General features: G+C 71.7%; 26 protein-coding genes. 4 read left to right on the forward strand and 22 right to left on the reverse strand.

Annotated elements, in window-relative coordinates; all coding sequences use genetic code 11:
- Positions 1-274 precede the first annotated feature (274 nt).
- The 12 genes from FH608_RS00790 to FH608_RS00845 all read right to left on the reverse strand — a co-directional run bounded on the left by FH608_RS00790 (position 275) and on the right by FH608_RS00845 (position 9860).
- Positions 275-535 carry a hypothetical protein gene (locus FH608_RS00790; RefSeq protein ID WP_139627772.1) on the reverse strand — a complete coding sequence of 87 codons (261 nt, stop codon included), beginning with the start codon at positions 533-535 and terminating at the stop codon, positions 275-277.
- 28 nt (positions 536-563) lie between these two features.
- Positions 564-1307, reverse strand: a complete 744-nt coding sequence (locus FH608_RS00795; RefSeq protein WP_139627773.1) for a class I SAM-dependent methyltransferase — start codon at positions 1305-1307, stop codon at positions 564-566.
- A gap of 15 nt (positions 1308-1322) precedes the next feature.
- Positions 1323-2327, reverse strand: coding sequence for a hypothetical protein (locus tag FH608_RS00800; RefSeq protein WP_139627774.1), 1005 nt, complete (start codon positions 2325-2327; stop codon positions 1323-1325).
- Positions 2324-2932, reverse strand: coding sequence for a flavoprotein (locus FH608_RS00805; RefSeq protein ID WP_226898840.1), 609 nt, complete (start codon positions 2930-2932; stop codon positions 2324-2326). The genes FH608_RS00800 and FH608_RS00805 overlap by 4 nt, the downstream gene beginning before the upstream one ends.
- Positions 2925-3911 (reverse strand): LLM class flavin-dependent oxidoreductase, encoded by a 987-nt coding sequence (locus FH608_RS00810; RefSeq protein ID WP_139627775.1) that lies wholly within the window; start codon positions 3909-3911, stop codon positions 2925-2927. Before FH608_RS00810 ends, FH608_RS00805 begins: the two co-directional genes overlap by 8 nt.
- The gene (locus tag FH608_RS00815) at positions 3908-4738 is read right to left on the reverse strand and encodes an ABC transporter permease (protein ID WP_139627776.1); all 831 of its coding nucleotides are present in this window, start codon (positions 4736-4738) and stop codon (positions 3908-3910) included. The genes FH608_RS00810 and FH608_RS00815 overlap by 4 nt, the downstream gene beginning before the upstream one ends.
- Positions 4735-5553, reverse strand: coding sequence for an ABC transporter ATP-binding protein (locus FH608_RS00820; RefSeq protein ID WP_226898841.1), 819 nt, complete (start codon positions 5551-5553; stop codon positions 4735-4737). The genes FH608_RS00815 and FH608_RS00820 overlap by 4 nt, the downstream gene beginning before the upstream one ends.
- A gap of 162 nt (positions 5554-5715) precedes the next feature.
- Positions 5716-6036, reverse strand: a complete 321-nt coding sequence (locus FH608_RS00825) for a helix-turn-helix domain-containing protein (protein ID WP_139627777.1) — start codon at positions 6034-6036, stop codon at positions 5716-5718.
- Positions 6036-7010, reverse strand: coding sequence for a T3SS effector HopA1 family protein (locus FH608_RS00830; protein WP_139627778.1), 975 nt, complete (start codon positions 7008-7010; stop codon positions 6036-6038). The genes FH608_RS00825 and FH608_RS00830 overlap by 1 nt, the downstream gene beginning before the upstream one ends.
- On the reverse strand, positions 7007-8074 hold the full coding sequence (gene lxmK, locus FH608_RS00835) for a class V lanthionine synthetase subunit LxmK (protein WP_139627779.1): 1068 nt from the start codon (positions 8072-8074) through the stop codon (positions 7007-7009). The genes FH608_RS00830 and lxmK overlap by 4 nt, the downstream gene beginning before the upstream one ends.
- A 107-nt stretch (positions 8075-8181) precedes the next feature.
- Positions 8182-8940, reverse strand: a complete 759-nt coding sequence (locus tag FH608_RS00840) for a hypothetical protein (RefSeq protein ID WP_139627780.1) — start codon at positions 8938-8940, stop codon at positions 8182-8184.
- A gap of 2 nt (positions 8941-8942) precedes the next feature.
- On the reverse strand, positions 8943-9860 hold the full coding sequence (locus FH608_RS00845; protein WP_139627781.1) for an ABC transporter ATP-binding protein: 918 nt from the start codon (positions 9858-9860) through the stop codon (positions 8943-8945).
- Between the two features lie 172 nt (positions 9861-10032).
- Here FH608_RS00845 and FH608_RS00850 point away from each other — a divergent pair, with 172 nt between their 5' ends.
- A complete protein-coding gene (locus FH608_RS00850; protein ID WP_139627782.1) occupies positions 10033-10950 on the forward strand; it encodes a CPBP family intramembrane glutamic endopeptidase in 918 nt (305 codons plus the stop codon).
- Between the two features lie 61 nt (positions 10951-11011).
- On the opposite strand, the gene FH608_RS00855 is transcribed toward FH608_RS00850, so the two are convergent.
- The 8 genes from FH608_RS00855 to FH608_RS00890 form a co-directional block, all read right to left on the reverse strand.
- On the reverse strand, positions 11012-11449 hold the full coding sequence (locus tag FH608_RS00855) for a hypothetical protein (RefSeq protein WP_139627783.1): 438 nt from the start codon (positions 11447-11449) through the stop codon (positions 11012-11014).
- Between the two features lie 143 nt (positions 11450-11592).
- The gene (locus FH608_RS00860; protein WP_139627784.1) at positions 11593-12393 is read right to left on the reverse strand and encodes a DivIVA domain-containing protein; all 801 of its coding nucleotides are present in this window, start codon (positions 12391-12393) and stop codon (positions 11593-11595) included.
- On the reverse strand, positions 12390-13508 hold the full coding sequence (locus FH608_RS00865) for a globin domain-containing protein (RefSeq protein WP_193318172.1): 1119 nt from the start codon (positions 13506-13508) through the stop codon (positions 12390-12392). Before FH608_RS00865 ends, FH608_RS00860 begins: the two co-directional genes overlap by 4 nt.
- A gap of 248 nt (positions 13509-13756) precedes the next feature.
- Positions 13757-14698, reverse strand: a complete 942-nt coding sequence (locus tag FH608_RS00870; protein ID WP_139627786.1) for a sigma-70 family RNA polymerase sigma factor — start codon at positions 14696-14698, stop codon at positions 13757-13759.
- Between the two features lie 103 nt (positions 14699-14801).
- The gene (gene hutI, locus FH608_RS00875; protein ID WP_139627787.1) at positions 14802-15950 is read right to left on the reverse strand and encodes an imidazolonepropionase; all 1149 of its coding nucleotides are present in this window, start codon (positions 15948-15950) and stop codon (positions 14802-14804) included.
- Entirely contained in the window at positions 15947-17269 is a 1323-nt protein-coding gene (locus tag FH608_RS00880) for a formimidoylglutamate deiminase (protein WP_139627788.1), read from the reverse strand. Before FH608_RS00880 ends, hutI begins: the two co-directional genes overlap by 4 nt.
- Entirely contained in the window at positions 17260-18471 is a 1212-nt protein-coding gene (locus tag FH608_RS00885) for an allantoate amidohydrolase (protein WP_226898843.1), read from the reverse strand. Before FH608_RS00885 ends, FH608_RS00880 begins: the two co-directional genes overlap by 10 nt.
- Before the next feature lie 32 nt (positions 18472-18503).
- A complete protein-coding gene (locus FH608_RS00890; RefSeq protein ID WP_139627789.1) occupies positions 18504-19190 on the reverse strand; it encodes an SDR family oxidoreductase in 687 nt (228 codons plus the stop codon).
- A gap of 57 nt (positions 19191-19247) precedes the next feature.
- Here FH608_RS00890 and FH608_RS00895 point away from each other — a divergent pair, with 57 nt between their 5' ends.
- From FH608_RS00895 to FH608_RS00905, 3 genes are read left to right on the forward strand one after another with little or no spacing between them, the layout of a single operon-like run.
- A complete protein-coding gene (locus FH608_RS00895) occupies positions 19248-19781 on the forward strand; it encodes a PadR family transcriptional regulator (RefSeq protein WP_193318174.1) in 534 nt (177 codons plus the stop codon).
- A gap of 27 nt (positions 19782-19808) precedes the next feature.
- Entirely contained in the window at positions 19809-20759 is a 951-nt protein-coding gene (locus tag FH608_RS00900) for an ATP-binding cassette domain-containing protein (protein ID WP_139628891.1), read from the forward strand.
- Positions 20756-21505 (forward strand): ABC transporter permease, encoded by a 750-nt coding sequence (locus tag FH608_RS00905; RefSeq protein WP_139627791.1) that lies wholly within the window; start codon positions 20756-20758, stop codon positions 21503-21505. The genes FH608_RS00900 and FH608_RS00905 overlap by 4 nt, the downstream gene beginning before the upstream one ends.
- On the opposite strand, the gene FH608_RS00910 is transcribed toward FH608_RS00905, so the two are convergent.
- Positions 21485-22261, reverse strand: a complete 777-nt coding sequence (locus FH608_RS00910; RefSeq protein ID WP_264372867.1) for a MurR/RpiR family transcriptional regulator — start codon at positions 22259-22261, stop codon at positions 21485-21487. The genes FH608_RS00905 and FH608_RS00910 overlap by 21 nt on opposite strands.
- Positions 22262-22469: 208 nt before the next feature.
- The gene (gene hutU / locus FH608_RS00915; RefSeq protein WP_193318175.1) at positions 22470-24119 is read right to left on the reverse strand and encodes a urocanate hydratase; all 1650 of its coding nucleotides are present in this window, start codon (positions 24117-24119) and stop codon (positions 22470-22472) included.
- Between the last annotated feature and the right edge of the window lie 7 nt (positions 24120-24126).

Below are 24126 nucleotides of genomic sequence, written 5' to 3' on the forward strand. Positions count from 1 at the left end.
GGACCGTCATCGGCGGCGTCCGGGCGGCCCGGCGGCCTCGCCCGCGGCCTTCCCGTTTCCATCTGTTATTTGAGATCGGGCGGCGCCGTATCGACGGCGGGCCTGCGGGCACGGGTCATCGCGGCTCGGGCTGCCCTTCTCGGACTTCCCGAACCTCGCAGCTAGAGCATGGTACGGCCGCCACCGCGCACTCCGCGGACACCCGAGACGCGGAGTGCGAGAGGGTCAGGCCGGCCCTGGTGGCGCCGCGCGGAAGCGCGCGCGTGCGGGGCGGTCAGAGTTGCTTGACGAAGCGCGTGGCATATTCCAGCGGAATGCCGGGGTATTCCTGCCGGACCACCTTGACGGCCACGAGTTCGCCCTGGTCGTCCCGGATGGCCCTGATGCGATCGGGATCGGCTGCCCGGCGGAATTCCTCGAAGGATCCGAATTGCGCCGTAAATGCCTCTCTCTTTTTCTTCTGGCGTTTGTTGACGGCCGCCGCGGCCCCGCCTCCGAGAACCATTGTCGCGGCTGCGATGAAGATTTCCGCCATGGCATGTCTCCCTTGTGGTTTCGTGACGTCAGACGTCCTGGTCGGGCTCGTACACGGACACGTGTCGCAGGCTCGCCGAGGTGTAGGGCAGTTTCGTCCAGCCGGCCCAGCGGCCCGCCAGGCGCAGGCCGGCGAGCTGGGCGAGGAGATCGATCTCGGCGGGAAAGGCGTAACGGATGACGTGCCGTTTCGTCTCCGGGGACCCGGCCGAGAGAATGGTGTGCGTCGCGACCATCAGCTGCTTGGACCTGTCGACCGTCAAGGTGTCGAGCATGATGGCCCTCTCGCTGAGATGCCGCACGGAGACCTCGGGTTTCTTCATGTCATGGTATGGGGCGGGGTCGAACGCCTCAATGATCAGCTTTCCCCCGCCGCGCAGCTGGCCGCGCGCGTTTCGCAGGCAGGACAGCTGCTGTTCCTTGGTGATCGCGACGTAGAAGGTGTTCAGCACCAGCGTGACCACGTCGAACTGCTCTCCCGTCGTGGTCTCGGTGAAGTCGCCGAGATGCGTGGTGACCTTGCCGTCCGGGTCGCGTTCCTTGAGCTTGGTGAGCATCGCCGTCGAGCCCTCGATGCCGTGGACGTCGTAGCCGAGCTCGGCGAGCGGGACGGCGATCCGCCCGGTGCCGACGCCGAGCTCCAGGATCCGGCCCCCGGGCGGCGCGAGCTCGCCGATGAAGTCGATGGCCTGCACCGTGTCGCCGTCCAGCGGGTACATCTGGTCGTAGACCGAGGCCAGTGTGTCGTCGTAGAACGCGTTGTCCAGTGCCACTGTGGTCCTCCGTGCTCACGCGAGCGTGTCGTGGGGCAGAGCCGCCGTACCGTCTGTGTCGATCATGGAAATCGCCAGGTCGAGGTACTCGTGGAGCTGGTCGGTCCAGGCGACGTACGCGGCGAAGTCGTGGGCGTGCGTGAGGACGCGGAGCAGCGCCACCCGGCCGAGCAGGTCGAGGTCGAGGTGTTCTCGGCCGTAGCCGTCGAGCAGGCTCCGCGCGGCGGCGGCGCAGTGCGCGGCGGGCTCGCCCTGGTCCGCGGCCTTCCAGTGCAGCGCGCCGAACTCGAACAGCTCTCCCAGCGTCCAGCCCAGGTCGTACTCCGGCGGGCCGGCGGCCAGCTCCTCGCCCACCAGGAGCCGGCCCCCCGCGGCCGGTTCCTCGCCTGCCGCGAGCCGTCCTGCCGCGGCCGGGGTCCCGGCGGGAGGGGCCGTGCGGGCGGGGACGAGGCCGCCGAGGGTCACCCCGCCCAGGAGGAGGACCCGCTCGCGCGAGCCGTCGGCGACCGCGCCGTCGCACCAGCCGAGCACCCGGTCCCAGCGCTCGCGCCCGAGCTTCCGGACCGCGAGCCGGTGCAGGTCACCGGCCGGGGCGGCGCCCTCCCCCGTGGCCATCCAGCGCCTCAGGCGCTCGGCTCCCCGAGGCGGCTCCGCGGCCGGGGCCGGCGAGACGGTGTCGTGGACCCGGCGGACCAGCTCGCCCACGCCGCGCAGCAGCGGCGCGAGCTCCGTCCAGTGCGGCCCGGCCGGCTGGGCGGCCATGAGCAGCGCCAGGGAGAAGCGGGCCCCGACGAGGTAGTGCCGGTCGTCGCCGACCGGCGTGCCCGGGGTCAGCGCGACGCCGCCCGCGGCGAGCCCCGGGTCCCGCAGCTCCTCCGGGATCGCGGTGAACCGGTTCCCGCGCCTGGGTCCGGGCGTGCGCACCCACAGGTAATCGTCGCCCTGCCGGAAGACGCGGGTGACCAGGAAGCCGGTGCCGAACGAATCGACCAGCGCGCCGGGCGTTCCCGTACGCGTCATGCCGCACCCCCCAGCTCGATCCGCAGCTTCTCCGCCACGGCCACCACCTCGGGCAGCGGGGTGGCCACCGCGGCGTCCATCCGCCCGGTGGTCGCGCTCGCCCCGGGCGTCGGCGGGACGACGGCCACGTTGGGCCGCTCGTTCAGGGAAGCCACGTGCCGCAGGTAGGCCGGGGAGTCCACCCCGCCGGGCGGGAGCGCCGGCGCGACGACGACCGGTGCCTTGGTGCACTGCAGCGCCAGGAGCACCGGCGTGTCGGCCATGCCGAGGGCGAACCGCGTCACGAAGTTGTACGTGGCCGGATGGACGATCGCGGCGTCGGCCCACTCCGTGAGCTCCACGTGCGGGGCCGTCGGCGCCGGCTCGTCCGCCCACGCGTCGAGGAAGACCTCCCGCCCCGCCAGCGGGGCCAGGGCCGCCTGGCTCACGAAGCGGGCGGCGCTGCGCGTGATCGCGACCCGTACCTCCAGCTTGGGATACCAGAAGCTGAGCCAGTTGACCCAGAACGGCATGTGGGCGACGGCCAGCGCGCCGGTGCCGGCGAACAGCAGCCTGCGCGCCCCGAAGGCCGGGGCCTCGCCCATCGTCGGGTTGTCGTCACTCACGGGATTCCCAGGCCTCCATGATCTCGCGGATCTCGCGTTCCGCCGCCGCCTGACCTTCGACGAGGTAGACGCCGCCGACGTTGAGGATCACCTCGTCGACGCCGCACTCGACGTACCTCTCGATCGCGACCGCGATCTCGTCCGGCGTGCCCGTCGCGAAGACGCCGGAGTCGATGAGCTCCTGGGCGCCCTGCCGCGGGTTGGCGGGGTCCACGGACAGCCCGGCCTTGCGCAGCATGTCGGTGTAGTGGGCGGCGGACAGGTGGCTGCCCACCACGGCCTGGACGATGCGGCGCAGGTTGCGGCCCCGGCGTTTCACCGCCGCGTGCACGACCGCCGCCACCCGGGGCGGCTCGCGGTCGGCCTCCTTGGCGCCCAGCTCGAACGCGGGATTCAGGTGGTCGCTGATGTACCAGGGCGGCGCCAGCCAGGTGATCGCGACGTCGGCGGCCCGTCCGGCGACCTTCGCCATCCCCGGGCGCAGGACGCCGACCCCCACCTCGACCACGGGAGCCTGCACCGGGATGAGGACGGACCTCATCGTGTAGTGCTCTCCGCTGTGGTTGACGACCTCGCCGTCGAGCAGGCGCCGGACCAGCGTGACGTACTCCTCCACCGCCTTGAGCGGCCGCTCGAAGGGGCGGTCGAGCACGCTGTTCTGGAACTCCTTGGCGCCGGGGCCGAAGCCGGCCACGAAGGACGCCTGCGACAGGGCGCTCACGCTCCTGGCCGCCATGGCCGCCATGTACGGGTGCATGAGCGGCGTCAGCGTGACCCCCGTGCCGAGGGGAAGCCCCGGCATCCTGCCGGCCAGCCCCGCCATCGCCTGGTACGTGTCCAGCCGGATGGACTGGCCCATCCACAGCCGGCGCGCGCTCACCTCCCGCGCGCACCCGGCGAAGTCCATCAGCTCGTCGAGGCCGCCGGGCTGCGCCGGGAACATCAGCGACAGCCGCTGCCTCCGCTCGTACGGCGTCATGACGCCACCGCCTTCTTGAGACGCGTGCCGGACTCCCTGCGGCTCATCCGGCGCAGCATGCCCGGCGCGATGACGAAGCCCACGGCGGCCCAGACCGCCAGGACCACGAAGACGAGCATCAGCTGCCAGCTCTGCGCCGTCTCGGCCGCCAGCGCGGCGTCGGGCAGCAGGCTGGAGCGGATGCCCTGGCCGATCCACTTCAGCGGGAAGATCGACACGATCGCCTGCACGAAGCCGGGCAGCACGGTGACCGGGAAGTAGAGGCCGGAGAAGCCCAGCAGGAAGAGCATGATCAGCATCATCAGCGCCAGCGACCCGCGCGGATTGGGCAGCAGCGCGCCGAGCGCGGCGCCGAGAGGCGTGAGCGTCACCAGGCTGAGCAGGATGACCCACGCGAAGGTGCCCCAGTGCGCGAGGTCGCGCGGCAGGTCGGTCCCCACGAACAGCACGCCGCCGGCGAGCGTCAGCAGGGCGCCGCCGACGGCGGTCACGACCACCACGCACGTCTTGCCGACGAGGTAGGCGGTCATGCCGCCGGACACAGTGCGCATGCGGAGCAGCGTGCCGTCCTCCTTCTCGACGGCGAGGGCCTGCGGGACCACCAGGATGGACGCCTGCGCGATCATCGTGGTGATCCCGCCGGCGACGATGAGGTGGCCCATGCCGACGTCGCTGCCGGGTATGTCGACGCGGACGAACAGGCCGAGCACCACCATGAGGACCGGGGTGCTCAGGAAGTTGAACAGCTCCTTGGGGCTGCGGAGGACCTGGACGACCTCCCGCCGCCCCCTGCGCAGGCCGTTCACGAACGCGCTGGGTGTGGTCATTGTGGCTCCCCCGCCCGGACCATCTGGAGGTAGACGTCTTCCAACGTGGGTCGATGGACCTGGAGGTCCGGAATGGGACCGTCGAACTTCTTGTGCAGCTGCCAGACGACCTCCGACGGGTCCCTGGCGTACTGCACCTGCTCCTCGCCGTCCTCGCTCCAGATCACCTTCGTCTCGGCCCTGGCCTGCTCGGCCAGGTCGGCGGTGGTGCCCTCGGCGGCGATCTGGCCGTCGATGAGGATGACGATCCGGTCGGCGAGCCGCTCGGCCTCGTGCAGGTCGTGCGTGGTGAGCAGCATGGTCAGGCCGTCGCCGCGCAGCCGCTCGACCAGGTCGTGGAAGTTCCTGCGGGCCTCGGGGTCGAAGCCCGTGGTGGGCTCGTCGACGAACAGCAGCTCGGGGTTCCCCACGATGCCCAGAGCGACGTCGAAGCGCCGGCGCTGCCCCCCGGACAGCTTCTGGATGATCTGCCCGGCCTCGCGTTCCAGGCCCAGCTCCTCCAGCAGCGTCGGGACGTCCCGGGGGTTCGGGTAGAAACCGGCCATGTGCTCGAGGAGTTCGGCCACCTGCCAGCGCGGGTGGTCGCCCCAGGTCTGCAGGACCACCCCGATCCGCGAGCGCCACGACTCGTCGGGCGCGTTCGGGTCCGCACCGAGAACGCGTACGTCGCCGCTGCTGCGCCGGCGGAAGCCTTCGAGGATCTCGACGGTGGTGGTCTTGCCGGCGCCGTTGGGCCCCAGCAGGGCCACCACCTCCCCGCGTCTGATGGTCAGGTCGATGCCGCGCAGCACGTCCTTGGTGCCGTATCGCATCATGAGCCGCCGCGCCATCACCGCGGGACCGTTATTCTTGCCCGGAGTCTGAATCGTCCTCCTCCTTTCTTGAGAGATGTTCGGCACGCCAGCGCGTGTAACTTCGGCGCGGGATGTCGAGAATGTCGCAGAACCTCGAAATGGAAACCCCCACCTCTTGCCTGATCATTTCGAGGTTTCGGAAGGGACCTTTCTCGCGCCACCGACCTTTCGCCACGTCATGACCTCGACGTAGGCCTCGCCCAGCGCCATCTTCAGCCTCTTGATCTCGTTGACCAGCTGTTCCTCGCGCTCGGGCCGGCGGTCGGCGGCGCCGCCCGCCAGCCCGGCGCACCCCCCGTCGACGAATTGCCTGCGCCAGTTGATGACCGACTGCTCGGTCACCTGGGCCGCTTTCGCAGCCTCGGCGATCGTGGTCTCCTTCGCGAGCACGGCCAGCACGAGTCTGGTTTTCTCCTGTAGGGGGATGGCCGGGGGACGTGGCATCACTCAACACCTTGCAGAGCCGGGAATTCGGGTGAGTCGGAATTGCGGGCGGGTTCGCCGGGGTCGATGCGGGCGGCGATCAGCGACTCGGCGACGGCCGAGCCGGCAGAGCTCCCGGGCCCCGACGCCGCCTGGGCGACGAGCCCTTCGGCCAGGGCCAGCGCGCGGTGCTCGCCGAAGCTCATCCCCGCGCGCTCCGGCCGGGCGTCCTCGGGCTCGCAGGCGATCCCGACGCCCGGCGCCAGCCGGCGGGCGAAGGGTGAGGTGTCGTGGCCGATGCCGGGCAGGCCCCTGACGGCGGCCTCGACGGCGGAGGCGAGGTGCCAGTCGCTCACGCCCAGGTAGACGACGAGCGCGTCCCGTCTCGGGTACAGCAGGGGCGAGGAGCACACCTTCGCCCGGTACGGACGGTTCGCCGCCTCGAGCCCGGCCAGCACGGCGTTCCACGCGCGCGGCGCGTGCTCGGCCTCGGCGACGTGCACGTACACCCGGAGGAGCGGCTTGTCCATGGGGTGCCCCTGCGATCCGTCCACGAGGAAGAAGCCCGGTGACAGCGCGGCCCGGTAGGAGGGCACGCGCAGGGTCACCTGTCCGGGGTGGGGGCTCTCGCCCGGCTCCAGCACCGCGTCGGCGGGGACGGCCACCCGCACCCCGTCGATCTCGACGACGGTCACGCCGTCCTGGCCGGACGGGCGCGGGTTCCGCACCGGCAGCCACGTCGCCTGGTGCGGGGTGGCCTCGGTGAAGCGCTCCTCCAGCCGCCTGTCGCGAAGGGTGCGGGGGCCGAGCCCGTCCCGCTCCTCCCTGCCGCAGTGGAGGGTGACGTACAGGGCGCGGGCGAGGTTCCCGACGAGTTCCCTGGGCGTCGAGCCCTCGACCTTCTGGTCCCGGACGAACGCCACGTTCGCGCCCTGGGCCACCTCGATCTCGGCGAGCAGCTCGCCGAGCCTGGGCGAAACACCGATCGTGGTCATGAGCCGTCCCCCAGCCCGAGTGCCGTCACGTACCGTTCGGGGTCGGACAGCGCGGTCCGCCCGATGCCCATGGCCGCCCGCAGGCCGGCGTGCAGGCGGGCGCTCTTCCCCGACGTCACGACGGCGCGGTCGAACAGGTGGCAGCCGGCGAACGCCGTCGCGCGGACGGGCAGCTCGTCGTCGATGTCGGCGCACGTCGTCGTGTAGCCGTCCCAGAACGCCGCGATCCGAGGGCGGAGCCGGTCCAGGTTCGCGGCGCCCCGGGAGACGATCTCCTCGTGGGTGGGCGGGCCGGCGAAGGCGTCGTCCTCACCCTTGCCCGAGAGCCCGGCGACGGCCTGGTGCAGCCACTCCCCGGCGAAGGCGCCCACGTCCCTGGCCGGGTCGGCGAGCCGGAACTCCTCGCCGTCGGTCAGGTACAGCACGTCGTCCGTGACGAGGAACTGGTCGAGGCGCAGATCGCAGTGGGTCGGCCGCCGCGGCGCCCGCTGGTCCATGTCGCGCAGCCTGCCGAGGGCCTCGGTGAGGCCCCTGTCGCCGTGGATGATGTTCCACAGGCTCACCTCGGCGAAGGTGAAGGACAGGTAGAACGGCAGCGGCAGCGCGTCCAGCAGGAACAGGTCGGGGAAGATCGGCCTGCCGGTCTCCAGGGGGACCGGCAGCTCCGCCGCCGGAATGCTGTGGAGCACGCCCAGCGCGCGCCCGGCCTGGCGGGCCAGCTCGTCGTGGAACTGCTCGTCCGCCGCGAGGTCGGCGCCGGTCGTGGCCTCGTCGAGCAGTTCGAAGACGAGGATGTTCCGGGTGACGTCGTGGGCGAGCAGCCGAGGCGCCCGCAGCTCCCCCTGGCCGGCGGCGTGGACGGCGCTGTCGAAGGCCACGGAGCGCCTGACCCTCTCCGCCGCCTCCTCCAGGGCCGGCAGTCTCTTGACGAAGACGGCCGTGCCGTTGGAGGTCCTGCCCGTCCAGTTGTCGTTGCGTCCGACGTACGTCGTGATCTGGTCGTCGGCGAGCTCGCCGAGACCCTTCGAGTTCAGGAACGCGTTGATCTCGGGAACCTCTCCCAAGGAGACGGGCTCGTAGGTGTTCCGTCTCTGAGGCAGCCGCGGTAAGGCGGTCACACGACCCCCATGGTCTCGATGTCCACGTCCTGTGGACGACTGGTTGAGCGGGCTCATCCGACGTCCCGCTGCTTGTAGAAGAGGTACGCGACCGCGGCCATCACGGCGGTGTACCCGGCGAAGAGGAGCAGTCCGACGAAGGGAACGGGTCCGGTGGTCACCGAGCCGGCGGCCACCCCGATCGTCACGAAGGGCAGGTAGGGATAGACCGACTGCGGGAGGAAGGCGGTCAGGATGCCCTCGGCGGCGAACGCCCAGGCGAACAGCGCCGAGATGGCTCCGGCCCCGTTCCTGAGCAGCAGCCCGGTCGCCGCCCCCAGGATCGCCATCAGCGGCACCGTGAACAGGAACGACACCAGGTGGAAGACGCCGCCCTGGGCGAACGGCGAGAACGCGGTGTCCCCCGCCGTGATCAGCGCGGCCACGTACTCGACGAGCAGGGCGGCGAGCGCGGTCGCGGCCGCGATCGTGGCCAGGGAGGCGAGCTTGGCGGCGTACACCAGGCCCCGCCAGGGGGCCATCGACATGGTGACGCGCAACGTGCCGGCCCGCAGCTCCCCCGTCACCGACAGCACGCCGAGCACCATCATCGCGTAGAGCACGACCTGCATGCCGCTGGCCAGGACCTGTGAGCCCCCCGAGTCGACCCGCATCCCGCCGTACGCCGGGAGCGTGCCGTCCGGCTCGACGATGGTCCCCATGCCCAGCGCGATCGCGGCGGCGAGCACCACGGCGCCGCTCACGGTCACCACGTTGCTGGGCAGGGTCCGGAACTTGATGATCTCGGTGGACCACAGCTTGGCGAAGTCCATGGCTAGCCCACTTCCCCCCTGATCCCGGACCGGTCCGCGGTCGCCTGCGTGAACGCCAGCTGCAGGCTGCGCTTCTCCTGCAGCTCGAAGAGCGCCACCTTGTTGTCGCGCGCGATCTTGCCGACCTCGACGGCGGTGAGGCCGGTGACGTGCAGGAGCTGCTGGCCGGTGTCCCGCTTGACCCGGCCGCCCGCCCTGATGACCGCCTCGGCGAGGAGCCGCGGCTCGTCGCAGCCGACCACCACCGACTGGCCCTGGAAGCGCCTGATGAACGCCTCCGCCGACCCGTTCCCGACGATCTTGCTCTGGGCGATCACCACGAGGTCGTCGACCAGGCCCTCCAGCTCGGCCAGCAGGTGGCTGGACACGAAGACGGTCCTGCCCTGGTCGCGGAACTGGCACAGCAGGGCCTTCATCCACCTGATGCCGTCCGGGTCCAGGCCGTTCATCGGCTCGTCCAGGATCACGATCTCGGGGTTCCCGACCAGCGCCACGGCCAGGGCCAGCCGCTGCTTCATGCCCAGTGAGAACCGCCCGGCGCGCTCACCGGCCACCTCGGTCAGCCCGACCCGGTCCAGCAGCACCTCGGCCTGCTTGCGCTCGACCCCGGCGAGGTGGGCCGCCCACCGCACGCTGTCGATCGCCCGGCGGCTCGGGTGGACGCACTGCGGGTCCAGCGCCGCGCCGACCTTCCTGGCCGGCGCCGGCCACTCGTCGATCCGCTTGCCGTCGATGAGGGCCGAACCGCTCGTGGGGCTGTCCAGGCCGAGGAACATCCGCATTGTGGTGGACTTTCCGGCCCCATTGGGGCCGAGAAAGCCCGTGATCGCACCTGACCGTACGGCGAAGTTGGCATTACTCACGGCCAGCACGGAGTCGTATCTTTTCGTCAGGCCCCTGGCCTGAAGCATAGGTCTCATGTTGCCGTCTCGCTTTCGCCGTCAAGTGGGGCGTCCCACGTTCGCGGCTGTCGTGGGGACCTTAACAACGGCCCGCTTCCCCGCCGCTTCCCCGGCCCGTATGACATTTGTCCACAGCGTTGCGTGACTTCGGCGTCTGGCGTGGTCAAGCCGGAAATAGCATGATCATTTCATGCGATCCAAGACCCTCTGGTTCAGCGCCGTCGCGATCGTGCTCGCCTGGCTCGTCGCGTCACCGGCATGGCTGAACGGCCGCGGGCTGTCCGACCCCCTTCTGGTGGCGTACGCCGCGCTGATGATGTTCACGCCGACACTGGCCGTCCTCGTGGTGTGGCTGGTGAGCCGCCTGCGAGGCGGGCAGACCTTCCGCGAGCTGGCCCGCGAGACCGGGCTCGGGCTCGGGCCGCGCAAGGGCAGGACCGTCGCGGTCTTCTTCGGGGTGTGGCTCGGAGTGCCCGTGCTCGTCGCGCTCACGCTGCTGCTCAGCGCGCTGGTCGGCGTCGCCGAGCTGGACCTGGCCGGGCACTCCGGGCTGCGCAAGGCTCTGGAGGCCACGGGGGCGGACATGGGCGACCTCGGTGTGACGGCGATCGCCATGCTCGTCACCATGCCGCTGGCCGCGTTCATCACCATGATCCCCGCCTTCGGCGAGGAGTGGGGGTGGCGCGGGTGGCTGCTGCCGAGGCTCATGCGGTACGGCACGCTCAGAGCGGTGCTGATCTCCGGCGTCATCTGGGGCGTGTGGCACGCGCCGCTCACCCTGCTCGGCTACAACTACCCCAACCTGGGGCCGTGGGCCGCCCTCATGTTCGTGCCGATCTGCGTCGCCCTGGGCGCGCTGCTCTCGTGGGCGCGGCTGGCCACCGGCAGCGTGTGGCCGGCGGTGATGGGCCACGCCATCTTCAACGACAGCTCCGCCACGCTCAACCTGCTCGGCTCCGACGCCGACTCGCCGCTCAACCCGGTCCTCGCGAGCTCCGGCGGGGTGCTGGCCGGCGTCCTGTACGTGGCCGTCGCGCTCCTGCTCTTCCGCCTCGTACGGCCGCGCTCCGACGCCCCGCTGCCCGCGGACCCCGCGCTGATCCGCTGACCTCCCGCACCTGAAGGGGGGCACCACCCGCCCGGCGGGTGGTGCCCCCCTTCGCCGCGGCTCAGGCGTTGAAGTACTCCTTGGCCGACTGCGTCATCAGCAGGGCGATGACCAGCACCGAGATGGCGACCGTGAGGATGATGGTCGGGAGCGAGGAGCCGATGAGGATGGTGGCGAGCGCGAGGACCGCGGAGACGCCGAACAGCCAGACGATGGCGTTACGCGTGCCGGCGGCGCGGCGCGGGATCCTGATGGCCAGGACCAGCATGACCACCAGCAGGACGGCGGAGACCAGCAGGGAGGCCCACGAAAGGGCGTCCGGGGCGGGCAGGTCGGCCTGACTGGTGCCGGCGGGGAGATTTCCCGACGCGATGACCGCCATTCCGAGGATTCCGATGACGAACGAGATGGCGCCGAGCACCACGCCGATCCACATGAGAATCTGAACGGTCCTGACCGTGCCCGGCACGACGGGCTTGAGTTCGTTGCGGAGCGCCATTTTCTTTTCCTCTCTGAGAGGCGGGGAGAGGGCGTTTTCGGGCACGCCTCTCCACACACTGGTCCGGTAAAGCCCCCGATGTGAATGAATACGTCTGTCGCCGTCGCCCGCAATTTCGCGGACGGCGCCCGGCGCCGGCCGGCTCAGGTCGAGCCGCCGGCCCCTTCCGCGGTCTCCCACTCGTCGAGATTCATCAGCATGAGCTCGAAGTAGTCGCGCAGCTTGCCGCGGTAGGTCTGGTTGGCCGTGCGCAGCCGGGCGATCTCCTGCCCCACCGCGTCCACCCCGACGGTCCGATCCCCTTCGGCCGCCGCGTTGGACAGGATCGTGCCGCGCTTGAGGAGGGCGTCCTCGATCAGCTCCCTGCTGTATCGCTGGGCGTCCTTGATGTACTGGTCAGCGGTCTGCTGGGCCTGCGACAGGAGGCTGGCGGCGTACACGTGCGCCTCCTGGACGCGGCCGGCCACCGAGCGGGACGCGGCGTGCTCGGCCTGGTCGACGCGGGCCAGCCCGGTCTCCTGGGGCCTCGCCGCCGGCTCCTCGCGGGGAGGGGCGACGGGCTCCGGCTGCCTCGCCGCGCTGTCGCGCAGCAGCTCGACCTCGGTCTCCAGCGCCCTCTTCTCCTGCGTCAGGCGTACCAGCTCGGCCTCCACCCGGTCGAGCAAGCTGTTGACCTGGTGCTCGTCCAGGCCGCGCTTGCCCAGCGGGGCGCGGCGGAAGACCACCGCGCGCAGCTCTGCGGGAGTCAGCCGGTCGCCGGAGGGGTCGCCGCTCGGGGCCGCCTGGGGCTCGTCCCACGCCGGCTCCTCCCAGACGTCCTCCGCGTTGCTCTCGCCGGCGTCGGACCACGGCAGCAGGTCCTGCGCGGCGGCGTGCCCGTTGCCGTTAGCGTTGGCGACGAGGGGCTGGCCCGGCGGGGGGAAGGGCTCCATCGAGTCGGTCATATGGCGAACCTCCGGGAAGGCGTGGCGGCGCCCGCGAATCTCTCCAGGCGGATGCGGTTGTCGGTGAAGCCGTTCGCGTGGAGCATGGCCACAGTGCCGTCGACCATGGCCGGCGGGCCGCACACGTAGGCGTCGTAGCCCTCCCACCGGCCGTAGCGGCTGACCGCCTCGCCGACCGTGCCGGTCGTGGCGACGCTCTGGTCCTCCAGCTCCGACAGGGCCGCGCGTACGGTGAGCCACGGGTACTTCTGCTCCCAGTCGCGCAGCACGTCGAGGTCGTACAGCCCGCCGCGCTCGCGGGCGCCGGTGAACACCGACACCCACGGCGGGACCGGCAGCTTGGTCACGTGCTCGAGAACGGCTTTGATCGGGGCGAATCCGGTGCCGCCCGCGATGAGCAGGATGTTGCGTCCCGTGTTCGGGTTGAGCGTGAGGGTCCCGACGGGCGCGCCGAGCTTGACGACCTCGCCTTCGCGCACGTCGCAGACCAGCGTGCGGCTCACCGCGCCGGCCGCCTTGACGTGCAGCTCGACGGTGTTGTCGCGGCGCGGCACGTTGGCCATCGAGTAGTAGCGCCACATGTTGGGCCACTGCCTGACCTCGACGGGGGCCGACTGGCCCGGGACGTACTTGAAGGGCCGGTCGACCAGCAGCCGCAGCACGGCCACGTCGACGCTGCGCCGCTCGTGGCTGATCACCTCGGCCGTCCAGTACGCCGGACGGAGGCTGGCGTCCTGCCGCGCCCCTTCCGACAGCGTCCGGGTCAGCAGCGACAGGAAGTCGCGCCACTCCTCCTCGAGCCCCTCGTCCCACATGTTCCCCGAGAAGCGCTGCATGGTGTTCACCACGCTGGCGCTCCACTGCTCGTAGTGCTCGCCCTCGGTGCCGAACTTGCGGTGGCTGCGCGCGAGCTGGTGCAGGTACGGGGTGATCTCCGGAAGGTTGTGCGCGTGCTCCACGGCGAACGACAGCGCCGCCATCAGCCGCTCTCGCTGGCGGCTCATGTGCACCGGGAACAGCTCGCGCAGGGCGGGCACGCGCAGGAACATATCGGAGAACAGGTACAGCGGGACGTTGTCGCCGTACTTGGCGACAAGCTCGAAGTTCGCTTTCACCTGTGTGAACGCGGGGGCGCCTGCGCCGTGGGGCGACAAGATAGCGCTCGTGGCCGACATCAGGCCTCCAGCCGTGTCAACGCTCGATTCGCCATCAGTTTCGCCCGGGGCCGGGAGCAGCGTGTAGTCGCCGGAGTCACGGGCCCCATATGACATCTGTCACCCACTCCACCTGAAACACGACATCCCGTAACCGTCCCCTCGATGTGGGGCGGTTACGGGATGTCGGATATGGAGTCGGAGAAGGGTCAGGCGGCGGCGGTGGCCATCTTGCGCAGCCGGGCCAGGGCGTCCCGCTCGATGCGCCGGGCGCGGTCGCGGCCGATGCCGTAACGCTCCCCGACCTCGGTGAGCGTGTGCTCGCGCCCGTCCACCAGGCCGTAGCGCCACCGCAGCATCTCGCTGGTCGACCCCTCCAGGCCGGTCAGCCACTGGTCGAGCCGCTCCCGCTCCAGGATGTCGATGGCCTGCTGCTCGGGGTCGGCCCAGGTCTCGTCGGCGATCATGTCGCCGAGCTCCGTCTCGTCCTCGTCGCCCACGCCGAGCTGGAGCGAGACCGGGTCGGACGCCCAGCGCCGCAGCTCGCGCACGCGCTCGATCGGCAGGTCGAGGATCCCGGCGAGGTCGTCGTCCGTCGGCTCGACGTCGAACTCGGCCAGCATGTCGCGCCGCACCCGCATCAGCCGGGTCATCTGCTCACCCGCGTGCGTCGGCAGCCGCACCGGGCGGGCCTGCTCGTGGATGGCGCGCCCCACCGACTGGCGGATCCACCAGGTCGCGTACGTGGAGAACTTGTAGCCCCGCCGGTAGTCGAACTTCTCGACCGCCCGCACCAGCCCCAGATTGCCCTCCTGCACCAGGTCGATCAGCGGCATCCCCCGGCCGGAGTATTTCCTGGCCACCGCCACCACCAGACGCAGGTTGGCCTGGATGAACTCGTCCTTCGCCCGCTGGCCGGAGACGGCCAGCCGCTCCAGCTCCTCGTCGGCCGCGTCCCCGATGCGCGGCTCCGAGCCCCCGCTGTCGAGCAGCTGCTCCGCGAAGAGACCCGCCTCGATCCGCTTGGCGAGCTCCACCTCCTCCTCCGCCGAGAGCAACGGGACCCGGCCGATCTCGGCCAGGTAGGTCCCCAGCAGATCACGTTCGGCGGTCTGCTGCTCCTGCGTGCGACTCCCCGTAGGCCTTGCCATCCCCAGGCACCTCGTTCCGCAGCATGCGTTCTTATCCGGCCAACGTCCGGCCAGAAGCAAAGATTCCCTAAAGCACTACGCCGCTGGGATGGTTCTGGATGTCCTACTCAAGGAGGAGACCGCCCTGAAACACCTGGTGAACGAGGGGAACGCCGGGCCGGTAGGCCAGGTGGACGTAGGAGGGGGCGTCGAGCACCACCAGGTCCGCCCGTGCCCCGGGACGCAGCCAGCCTACGTCCGTGCGCCGCAGCGCGCGTGCCCCGCCGTACGTCGCCGCCCGGATCGCCTCAAGGGGCGTCATGCGCATCTCCCGCACCGCCAGCGCCACGCAGAACGCCATCGACGAGGTGAACGACGAGCCCGGGTTGCAGTCGGTCGCCAGCGCCACCGTCGCGCCGGCGTCGATGAGCCGCCGCGCGTCGGGGTAGGGCGAGCGCGTCGAGAACTCCGCCCCCGGCAGCAGCGTCGCCACCGTGCCTGAGGAGGCCAGCGCGTCCACGTCGGCCGGTGTGAGGTGGGTGCAGTGGTCGGCCGAGGCGGCGCCCAGCTCGCAGGCGATCCGCACGCCCGGCCCCTCGCCCAGCTGGTTGGCGTGCACCCGGAGCCCCAGCCCGGCCTTCTGCCCGGCGCCCAGGATCTCGCGCGTCTGGTCGCCGTCGAACGCCCCGCGCTCGCAGAACACGTCCACCCACTTGGCGTACGGTGCGCACGCCTCGAGCATCTCCCCGGCGACGAGCCGCACGTAGGAGTCGGCGTCCATGTCGGCGGGCACGACGTGCGCCCCCAGGAACGTGGTCTCCTCGGTCAGCCTGGCGGCGATCCGCAGCGAGCGCCGCTCGTCGGCGACGGTCAGGCCGTAGCCGCTCTTGATCTCCACCGTGGTGGTGCCCTGCGCGCACATCTCGTCGACCAGGCCGAGCGTGCGGGCGGCCAGCTCGGCGTCGCCGGCCCGCCGGGTGGCGGCGACCGTGGTCCTGATGCCGCCGCCGGTGTAGGGCTCGCCGGACATGCGGGCCTGGAACTCGGCTGTGCGGTCGCCGGCGAACACCAGGTGCGCGTGGCTGTCGACGAACCCGGGGATGACGGCCCGGCCCTCGGCGTCGACTCGCTCGTCGGCGTCGGGCGCCTCGCCGGACGTGCCCGTCCAGGCGACCAGCCCGCCGTCCAGGACGATCGCCGCGTCCTCGATCTCCTCGCGCTCCGGGTCGCCGGTGTAGAGCACGCCGATCCCGTCGATCAGCGTCGTGGTCATCGCAGCCTCCCTATCGCCTCTGCCAGCAGGGACCCGACGTCGCCCAGCACGTGCCGCCCGTCGGTGACGATCCGGCGCCCACTGGAGATCACGGAGTGCACGTCCGCCGCCGTGGCCGCGAACACCACGGCCTCCAGCCCGCGGGCGCCCGCCGTACGCACGGAGTCGAGCCGCACCGACACGAGGTCCGCCCAGGCGCCGGGCACGAGCAGGCCCGCGTCGGGGAAGCCGAGCGAGGTGTGGCCCTTGCCGGTGGCGGCGGCGAGCAGGTCGGCGGCGCTCCAGTTGCCGCGCCGGCCGCTGCTCAGCCGCTCGTCCAGCTCGACCGCCCTGGCCTCCTCGAACAGGTCGATCACGGCGTGGCTGTCGGAGCCGAACGTGAGCTGCGCGCCTCGGTCGGCCGCCGCCCTGGCCGGGCCGATGCCGTCGGCGAGGTCGCGCTCGGTGGTGGGGCACATGCAGATGTACGTGCCGGACTGCGCGATCAGCTCGATGTCCACGTCGGTCAGGTGGGTGGCGTGCACGGCGGTCGAGCGGGGGCCGAGCGCGCCCCGCTCGTGCAGCACCTGGACCGGGGTGGCCGCGTACATCTCGACGCAGGCGGTGTTCTCCGCCTGCTGCTCCGAGACGTGCATGTGGAGGGGCGCGGCGTTGCGGTGGGAGAACTCGGCCACGACGGACATCTGCTCGGGCGGCACCGCGCGCACGGAGTGGATGGCCGCGCCGATCTCCACGTCGAGCCGGCCCTCGTAGGCCGCCCCCAGCTCCTCCACCCTGGCGGCCCAGCCGTCGGCGTCGCCGTCGCTGAAGCGCAGCTGCGCGCCGGCGAGCGGGGCGCCGATGCCGCCGGACAGGTAGCAGGTGTCGAGCAGCGCGATGCGCAGGCCCGCGTCACGGGCGGCGCGGATGAGGGCGTGGCCCATCTCGTTGGCGTCGTCGTACGGGCGCCCGCCGGGCGCGTGGTGCAGGTAGTGGAACTCGCCCACGCAGGTCACCCCGGCCAGCGCCATCTCGGCGTAGACGGCCGTGGCCAGCCGGTGGTAGGAGTCGGGGTCGAGCGCCGCCGCCACGTCGTACATCTGCTCGCGCCAGGTCCAGAAGTCGCCCTTGCCCTCCTGGGCGGTGCCGCGGAGCGCGCGGTGGAAGGCGTGGGAGTGGGCGTTGGCCAGGCCGGGGACGGTGAGCCCCGGCAGGCGCTCGGCCGCGCCGGGCGGCCCCTGCTCGACGTGGACGATCCTGGCGCCGTCGATCTCGACGAGCACGCCCTCGGCGACGCCGCCGGGCAGCCAGGCCTGCTCGCACCAGTAGGTCAGCGGCACAGATCCTCCAGCACGTCCGCGAGCGCGACGACTCCCGCCTCGCAGTCTGCCTGCTCGGCGTGCTCATGCGGGGAATGGGACACGCCGGTGGGGTTTCTAACGAACAGCATCGCGCTCGGAACGCCCGCCGTGGCCAGGATTCCGGCGTCGTGGCCCGCCCCCGTGGGCAGGATCGGCGCGGGCGTGTCGCCGCCCGCGACGCGGGCCAGCCGCTCCCTGAGCGGCACGTCGAAGTCGACCACCGGCGTCCACGACTCCTCCCGCACCTCGACCCGTCCCCCCGCGCCGGGGCCGCCGGCCACCACGTCGCCCTCGGCCCGCGCGAGCTCGGCGACGAGGTCGCGGACGGCCGCCTCGTCCGCCCCGCGCGCGTCGAGCCAGGCCGAGACGAGGCCGGGGATCGCGTTGGCGTTGCCCGGCGACACGCGCACCTTGCCGACCGTGGCCACCACCCCGCGCTCCGCCGCGGCCGTACGGGCGGCCAGCACCATCCGGGCGAACGGCACCATCGGGTCGTCCCGGTCGGCCAGCCGCGTGGTGCCCGCGTGGTCGGCCCGCCCCCGGAAGTCGAAACGCCACCGCCCGTGCGGCCAGATCGCCTGCCCCACCCCGACCGGCCGGCCCTCGTGCACCAGCGCGCGGCCCTGCTCGACGTGGAGCTCCACGAACGTGCCGATCATGGCCAGCGTCTCGTCGTCGCGCCCCAGCGCGTGCGGCTCCCGCCCCTGCTCCGCCACGACGTCGGCCAGCGTGTCGCCCGCGTCGTCGGTGAGCGCGAGCGCCCTGCCGGGCTCCAGCGCGCCGGTGAGCAGCCGCGACCCCATGCACGGCACCCCGAACCTGGCGCCCTCCTCGTCGGTGAAGCAGGCCACCCCGACCGGCACGGACGGCTCCGTGCCGCGCCCGCGCAGCAGGTCGAGGGCGGCGAAGGCCGACACGACGCCGAGCGGGCCGTCGTAGGCGCCGCCCTGGCGGACGGAGTCGAGGTGGCTGCCCGTCACCACCCCGGGGCGCTCGCGCGAGGGGGAGCCCCACCAGGCCCAGAGGTTGCCGTTGCGGTCTTCGCGCAGGTCGAGCCCCCGGCGGCCGGCCTCGCCGGCGAACCACTCGCGCAGCTCCATGTCGGCCGCCGACCAGGCGTCCCTGACGTAGCCTCCGGTGGCGGGATCGCGCCCGATGCGCGCGAGTGGTTCAAGCAGCATGGACCCCACTCTAGTGAATGGATCCATTCAGCTCAGCTCACGGGCCCGCCCCTGGGCCGGAGGGTCAGCTCGGTGAGATGGGCGTCGGGACCGGCGGTCACGGCGGCGAGCACGGCCCGCGCCACGCTGTCCGGATCGAGGTACTTCTCCGGCTCGAACGCGCCACCCTCGTAGCGCCGCAGCTCGCGCTGCATGTCGGTGGCCGTCCGGCCGGGGTAGACGGTGGTGACCCTGAGCGCGGGCTCCTCCAGCCGGAGCGCGTCGGCGAACGCCTTCAGCGCGAACTTGCTGGCCGCGTACGCGCCCCACTCGGGGTTGGCCCGCAGCCCGGAGCCGGAGTTCACGCAGACGACGTGACCGGCGGCCCGCCGGAGCGCGGGCAGCAGCAGCCGGGTCAGCTCGGCGACGGCGACGACGTTCACCTCGTACGTCTCGCGCCACGCGGCGGCCGGCAGGTCGGCGATGCGGCCCATGCGGGCGACCCCGGCGCAGTGCACGAGCACGTCGAGCCGGTCGATGCCGGCGACGTCCGGCTCCGCGACCTCCGCGAGCTCCTTCGGCCAGGGCCGCGCGTCGGGCAGCCCCGCCGCCACGGCGGCCAGCGACTCCTCGTCCCGGCCGTTGAGTATGACGTGATGCGTGGGGCCCAGGGCCGTGGCCACGGCCGCGCCGATGCCCCGCGATGCGCCCGTGACCAGCGCCGTCGGTCGTTCGTTCATGGAGATCAGCTTATGGGCGTTGACAGCTTACTCAAATTTGAATACAAACTTGTACACATGTCCTCTTCCACGCGGGTCCTCATCCTCGGCGCACTGCTCGACGGCCCCATGAACGGTTACGGCGTCCGGCGACGGCTGGAGGTGATGGGCGCCGACCAGTGGGCGAACGTCGCGTTCGGGTCGATCTACCACGGGCTCGGCAAGATGGCCGACGAAGGCCTTGTCGAGGTCGTCGAGGCGGGCCGGGGCGGCAAGGTCGTCTACGAGCTGACCGAGCAGGGCCGCCAGGAGTTCCACCGGCTGCTGCTGACCGCCTGGCACGAGGTCAGCCCGATCGTGGACCCGTTCCAGGTGGCGGTGACGTTCATCGACCGGCTGGAAAAACAGGAGATTCTGGACGCCCTGCATGGCCGAATGCGGCAGCTCCGGATGAACGTCGACACCATCGGACACATCTTCGGCGTCAAGCAGCGTTACGGCGCTCCCCGGCACGTGGACGAGAACCTCCGCCTGACCAGGGCCATGTTCCAGGCCCAGCTCGACTGGGTGGAGCACGCCATCGAGCGGGTGGAGGCCGACGAACTTCCCTAAAGCCCTCCTAAGGAGCCGACCCCCATGATGATTCAGGCACAGGGACTGCGAAAGACATTCACAACACGGAGCAGGAAGGGCACGCAGACCGTCGAGGCCGTGCGCGGCGTGGACCTCGACGTGGCCGAGGGCGAGATCTTCGGCGTGCTCGGGCCCAACGGCGCGGGCAAGACCACGACGATCAGGATGCTCTCCACGCTGATCGCCCCCGACGCGGGAACGGCCACGATCGCGGGCCACGACCTGCTCAAGGAGCCCGCCGCCGTGCGGCGCGAGCTCGGGTACGTCAGCCAGGCCGGCGGGGTGGAGGACACCACGAGCCCCCGGGCCCAGATCATGATGGCCGCCAGGATCCACGCCATGGCCGACCCGAAGCGGGCGGCCGCCGAGGTGCTGGAGCGCTTCGACCTGACCGAGATGGCCGACCGCCCAGGCCGTACCCTGTCGGGCGGGCAGAAGCGGCGCGTCGCCATCGCGATCGGGCTGGTGCACAGCCCGCCGCTGCTCTTCCTCGACGAGCCCACCACCGGCCTCGACCCGCAGAACCGCGCCAACCTCTGGGACCGCATCAGGCAGCTGCGCGACTCCGGCACGAGCGTCCTGCTCAGCACCCACTACCTCGACGAGGCCGACGCGCTGTGCGACCGGCTCGTGATCATCGACCACGGCCAGGTCGTGGCCGAGGGCACGCCGGGCGAGCTCAAGCGGGAGGTGTCCGGCGACGTGATCACGCTCAGGGTGGACGAGCCGGAGCGGGCCGCCGGCACGCTCAAGCCGTACGCCCGCGAGACCCGCGTCGACGAGGACGTCCTGCGCGTCTACGTCGACGACGGCGAGCACGCGCTGCCCGCGCTGCTGCGCGCCCTGGAGGAGCAGGGGCTGGGCCTGAGCTCGATCGCGCTCGACCGGTCCACGCTCGACGACGTCTTCCTGGCCAAGACCGGCCGCACCCTCCGCGACGCTGGAGCCGCCACGTGATCCGCCACACCGTCCTGTTCACCGGTTACGAGCTGAAGAAGTCGTTCAGCAACCCGATCTGGCCGCTCTTCGGGATCCTGCAGCCGGTGCTGTACCTGCTGATGTTCGCGCCGCTGCTGAAGTCGCTGACGCCGGGCGGCACGACGGAGGACGCGCTGCGGATGTTCACGCCGGCGTCGATGATGATGATCGCGGTCTTCGGCTCGCTCTTCTCCGGGTTCGGGCTGATCTCCGAGCTGCGCAACGGCTCGCTCGAACGCTACGCCGTCAGCCCCGCGTGGCGGCCGGCCATCGTGCTCGGGCGGGTGGCCAAGGACATGGTCGTGCTGGTGTGCCAGGCTATCCTCGTGCTGATCGTGGCCATGCTGATGGGCGTGCGCATCGGCGCCGTCGAGCTGGTGCTGGTGCTGCTGCTCATGGCCGCGACCGGCCTGTTCGCCTCGGGCCTCTCCCAGGGGCTGGCGCTGACCGTGCGCGACGAGAACGGCATGTCGCAGACGCTCAACCTGTTCATGCTGCCGATCATGCTGCTGGCCGGGCTGTTCATCCCCATCGCGTACGCGCCCGACTGGATGAAGTTCCTCGCCCCGATCAACCCGCTCTACCACGCGGTCGAGGCCGGGCGGTCGCTGTTCGCCGGGCGGCTCGGTGACGCGTCGATCCCCATCGCGTTCACGCTGTTCATCGTGCTGGCGGTGCTCACCACGATCTGGTCGATGCGCTCGCTACGCCGGATCGCCGGGTAGGAACGTCCCCGTCTCGTCGGTCATCCGCTCGTACTCCTCCAGCCTGGCCCTGGTGCGCAGCGGCGCCGCGTCGGCCATGGCCTCCACCAGGGCCATGGCCAGGGCCAGCGGCGCCGCGTGCGAGTCGAACACCAGCCGGTCGCCGACCGGCGCGTCCAGCACCACCTCGGCCGGGAAGTCGCACCTGTCGGTGATGGCCGCCACCCGCAGGCCGAGCTTCTCGGCGTACTCCAGGGCCCGCACCGCCTCCACGGGATGCCGCGGCAGGACCACCGCCACCACCCATTCCGCGCCCGCCCTGCGCGCCGCGTGCAGCCCGTCGACCAGCTCCGACCCACCGTGCGTGAGCAGCCGCACGTCGGGGTGGATGCGGCGGGCGTAGTAGGCGAACGTGGTGGCCAGCCCGCACGAGACGCGCAGCCCGACCACGGGCAGCGGCTCGGTGGCGGCCAGCTGCTCGCCCAGCTCCTTGAGCGGGAACGCCGGCAGGCGCTCCCTGATGAGTGCGAGGTTGCGGATCTCGGAGTCGATGGCGCCGCGCAGGAGGCTCTCCTGCGGCCCCTCCACCGCGCCGCCGCCCAGCACCAGCGGCCGCAGCGCCTGGCGCAGCTCGGGGTATCCGGCGAACCCCAGCACCATGGCGAACCGCGTCACGGACGGCTGGCTCACCCCGGCCCGCTCGGCCAGCTCGACGCTGGACAGGAAGATCGCCTCGTCGAGGTGCTCGCTGAGATAGTGAGCGATCCTCCGCTGCACGGGCGACAGCCTCCGGCCATCCAGCAGCACACCCAGCCCACCGTGATATCCGTCCGCCACGCCCATCTCCAACGCTCCCCGCCCCGCATTCTCATCCCACCGGCCACGACCGACCCATACAGCCCCTCCTCTGCGTGGGCTCCCCACGCCCACCCGCCGGGCGCCGTGGCCCGGCGGGAAGGCGTGCGCGGCGCGCGGCGCGGGGCGGTCAGGACTCGCGCATCGGGATGCGAACGCCACGGGCGGCGGCCACCTCGGCGGCCGTGTCGTAGCCCGCGTCCACGTGCCGCATCACGCCGCTCCCCGGGTCGTTCGTCAGGACCCGGTTGAGCTTCTCCCCCGCCAGCGCCGTCCCGTCGGCCACCGTCACCTGGCCGGCGTGGATGGAGCGGCCCATGCCCACCCCGCCGCCATGGTGGATGGACACCCAGGCGGCGCCCGAGGCGGTGTTGAGCAGGGCGTTCAGCAGCGGCCAGTCGGCGATCGCGTCGGACCCGTCGGCCATCGCCTCCGTCTCCCGGTAGGGCGAGGCCACCGACCCGCTGTCGAGGTGGTCGCGCCCGATCACGATGGGCGCCCGCAGCTCGCCCGAGGCCACCATGTCGTTGAAGCGCTCCCCCGCGACGTGCCGCTCGCCGTAGCCGAGCCAGCAGATCCGCGCCGGCAGCCCCTGGAAGTGCACCTTCTCCCCGGCCTTCCTGATCCACCGCGCCAGGGGCTCATTGTCGGGGAAGAGCTCGAGGATCGCCCGGTCGGTCGCGGCGATGTCGGCGGGATCGCCGCTGAGCGCCGCCCACCGGAACGGGCCCTTGCCCTCGCAGAACAGCGGCCTGATGTACGCGGGCACGAACCCGGGGAAGTCGAAGGCCCGCTCGTATCCGGCCAGCCGCGCCTCGCCCCGGATGGAGTTGCCGTAGTCGAACACCTCCGCCCCCGCGTCCTTGAACCCCACCATGGCCTCGACGTGCCGCGCCATCGAGGCCCGCGCCCGCTCGGTGAACCCGGCGGGGTCCTTGTCACGCTCGGCGGCCATGTCGTCGAAGGCGACCCCGAGCGGGAGGTACATCAGCGGGTCGTGGGCGGAGGTCTGGTCGGTGACGATGTCGATCTCGGCCCCGCGGGCGAGCAGGGCGGGCACGGCCTCCGCCGCGTTCGCCACGACCCCGATGGACAGGGCCTCGCGGGCGTCGCGCGCCGCGTACGCCAGCCGCAGCGCCTCGTCCAGCGACGACGCCTCCACGTCGAGGTAGCGGTGCTCGATGCGCCGGGCGACCGAGCGCGGGTCGCAGTCGACGCAGATGGCCACCCCGCCGTTCATGGTGACGGCCAGCGGCTGGGCCCCGCCCATGCCGCCGAGCCCGGCCGTCAGCGTGATCGTGCCGGCCAGCGACCCTCCGAAGCGCTTCGCCGCCACCGCCGCGAACGTCTCGTACGTGCCCTGCAGGATGCCCTGGGTGCCGATGTAGATCCACGAACCGGCCGTCATCTGCCCGTACATGGTGAGCCCGGCCGCCTCCAGGCGCCGGAACTCCTCCCAGTTCGCCCAGTCGGGCACCAGGTTGGAGTTGGCGATGAGCACCCGGGGCGCCCACTCGTGGGTGCGGAACACACCCACGGGGCGCCCCGACTGCACCAGCAGGGTCTCGTCGCCCTCGAGCGTGGTCAGCGTCCTGACCAGCGCGTCGAACGAGGCCCAGTCGCGCGCCGCCTTCCCCGAGCCTCCGTAGACGACCAGCTGCTCGGGGTGCTCGGCGACCTCCGGGTCCAGGTTGTTCTGGAGCATGCGGAGCGCCGCCTCCTGCGGCCAGCCCTTCGCGGTGATCGTCGTGCCTCGCGGCGCGCGCACGCTGCGGCTCATGGTGACC

This window comes from Nonomuraea phyllanthi, assembly GCF_006334985.2.
Classification (GTDB): Bacteria; Actinomycetota; Actinomycetes; order Streptosporangiales; family Streptosporangiaceae; genus Nonomuraea; species Nonomuraea phyllanthi.

Excerpts from the sequence above, each read along its gene's own strand:
- FH608_RS00810 (WP_139627775.1), bottom strand. The coding sequence starts at position 3,911 with ATGACGCCGTACGAGCGGAGGCAGCGGCTGTCGCTGATGTTCCCGGCG.
- FH608_RS00870 (WP_139627786.1), bottom strand. The coding sequence starts at position 14,698 with ATGGCAAGGCCTACGGGGAGTCGCACGCAGGAGCAGCAGACCGCCGAA.
- FH608_RS00825 (WP_139627777.1), bottom strand. The coding sequence starts at position 6,036 with ATGCCACGTCCCCCGGCCATCCCCCTACAGGAGAAAACCAGACTCGTG.
- FH608_RS00815 (WP_139627776.1), bottom strand. The coding sequence starts at position 4,738 with ATGACCACACCCAGCGCGTTCGTGAACGGCCTGCGCAGGGGGCGGCGG.
- FH608_RS00790 (WP_139627772.1), bottom strand. The coding sequence starts at position 535 with ATGGCGGAAATCTTCATCGCAGCCGCGACAATGGTTCTCGGAGGCGGG.
- FH608_RS00860 (WP_139627784.1), bottom strand. The coding sequence starts at position 12,393 with ATGACCGACTCGATGGAGCCCTTCCCCCCGCCGGGCCAGCCCCTCGTC.
- FH608_RS00885 (WP_226898843.1), bottom strand. The coding sequence starts at position 18,471 with ATGCTGCTTGAACCACTCGCGCGCATCGGGCGCGATCCCGCCACCGGA.
- FH608_RS00845 (WP_139627781.1), bottom strand. The coding sequence starts at position 9,860 with ATGAGACCTATGCTTCAGGCCAGGGGCCTGACGAAAAGATACGACTCC.
- hutU (WP_193318175.1), bottom strand. The coding sequence starts at position 24,119 with ATGAGCCGCAGCGTGCGCGCGCCGCGAGGCACGACGATCACCGCGAAG.
- FH608_RS00895 (WP_193318174.1), top strand. The coding sequence starts at position 19,248 with ATGTCCTCTTCCACGCGGGTCCTCATCCTCGGCGCACTGCTCGACGGC.
- FH608_RS00830 (WP_139627778.1), bottom strand. The coding sequence starts at position 7,010 with ATGACCACGATCGGTGTTTCGCCCAGGCTCGGCGAGCTGCTCGCCGAG.
- FH608_RS00820 (WP_226898841.1), bottom strand. The coding sequence starts at position 5,553 with ATGATGCGATACGGCACCAAGGACGTGCTGCGCGGCATCGACCTGACC.
- FH608_RS00855 (WP_139627783.1), bottom strand. The coding sequence starts at position 11,449 with ATGGCGCTCCGCAACGAACTCAAGCCCGTCGTGCCGGGCACGGTCAGG.
- hutI (WP_139627787.1), bottom strand. The coding sequence starts at position 15,950 with ATGACCACGACGCTGATCGACGGGATCGGCGTGCTCTACACCGGCGAC.
- FH608_RS00840 (WP_139627780.1), bottom strand. The coding sequence starts at position 8,940 with ATGGACTTCGCCAAGCTGTGGTCCACCGAGATCATCAAGTTCCGGACC.
- FH608_RS00900 (WP_139628891.1), top strand. The coding sequence starts at position 19,809 with ATGATTCAGGCACAGGGACTGCGAAAGACATTCACAACACGGAGCAGG.
- FH608_RS00850 (WP_139627782.1), top strand. The coding sequence starts at position 10,033 with ATGCGATCCAAGACCCTCTGGTTCAGCGCCGTCGCGATCGTGCTCGCC.
- FH608_RS00800 (WP_139627774.1), bottom strand. The coding sequence starts at position 2,327 with ATGACGCGTACGGGAACGCCCGGCGCGCTGGTCGATTCGTTCGGCACC.
- FH608_RS00890 (WP_139627789.1), bottom strand. The coding sequence starts at position 19,190 with ATGAACGAACGACCGACGGCGCTGGTCACGGGCGCATCGCGGGGCATC.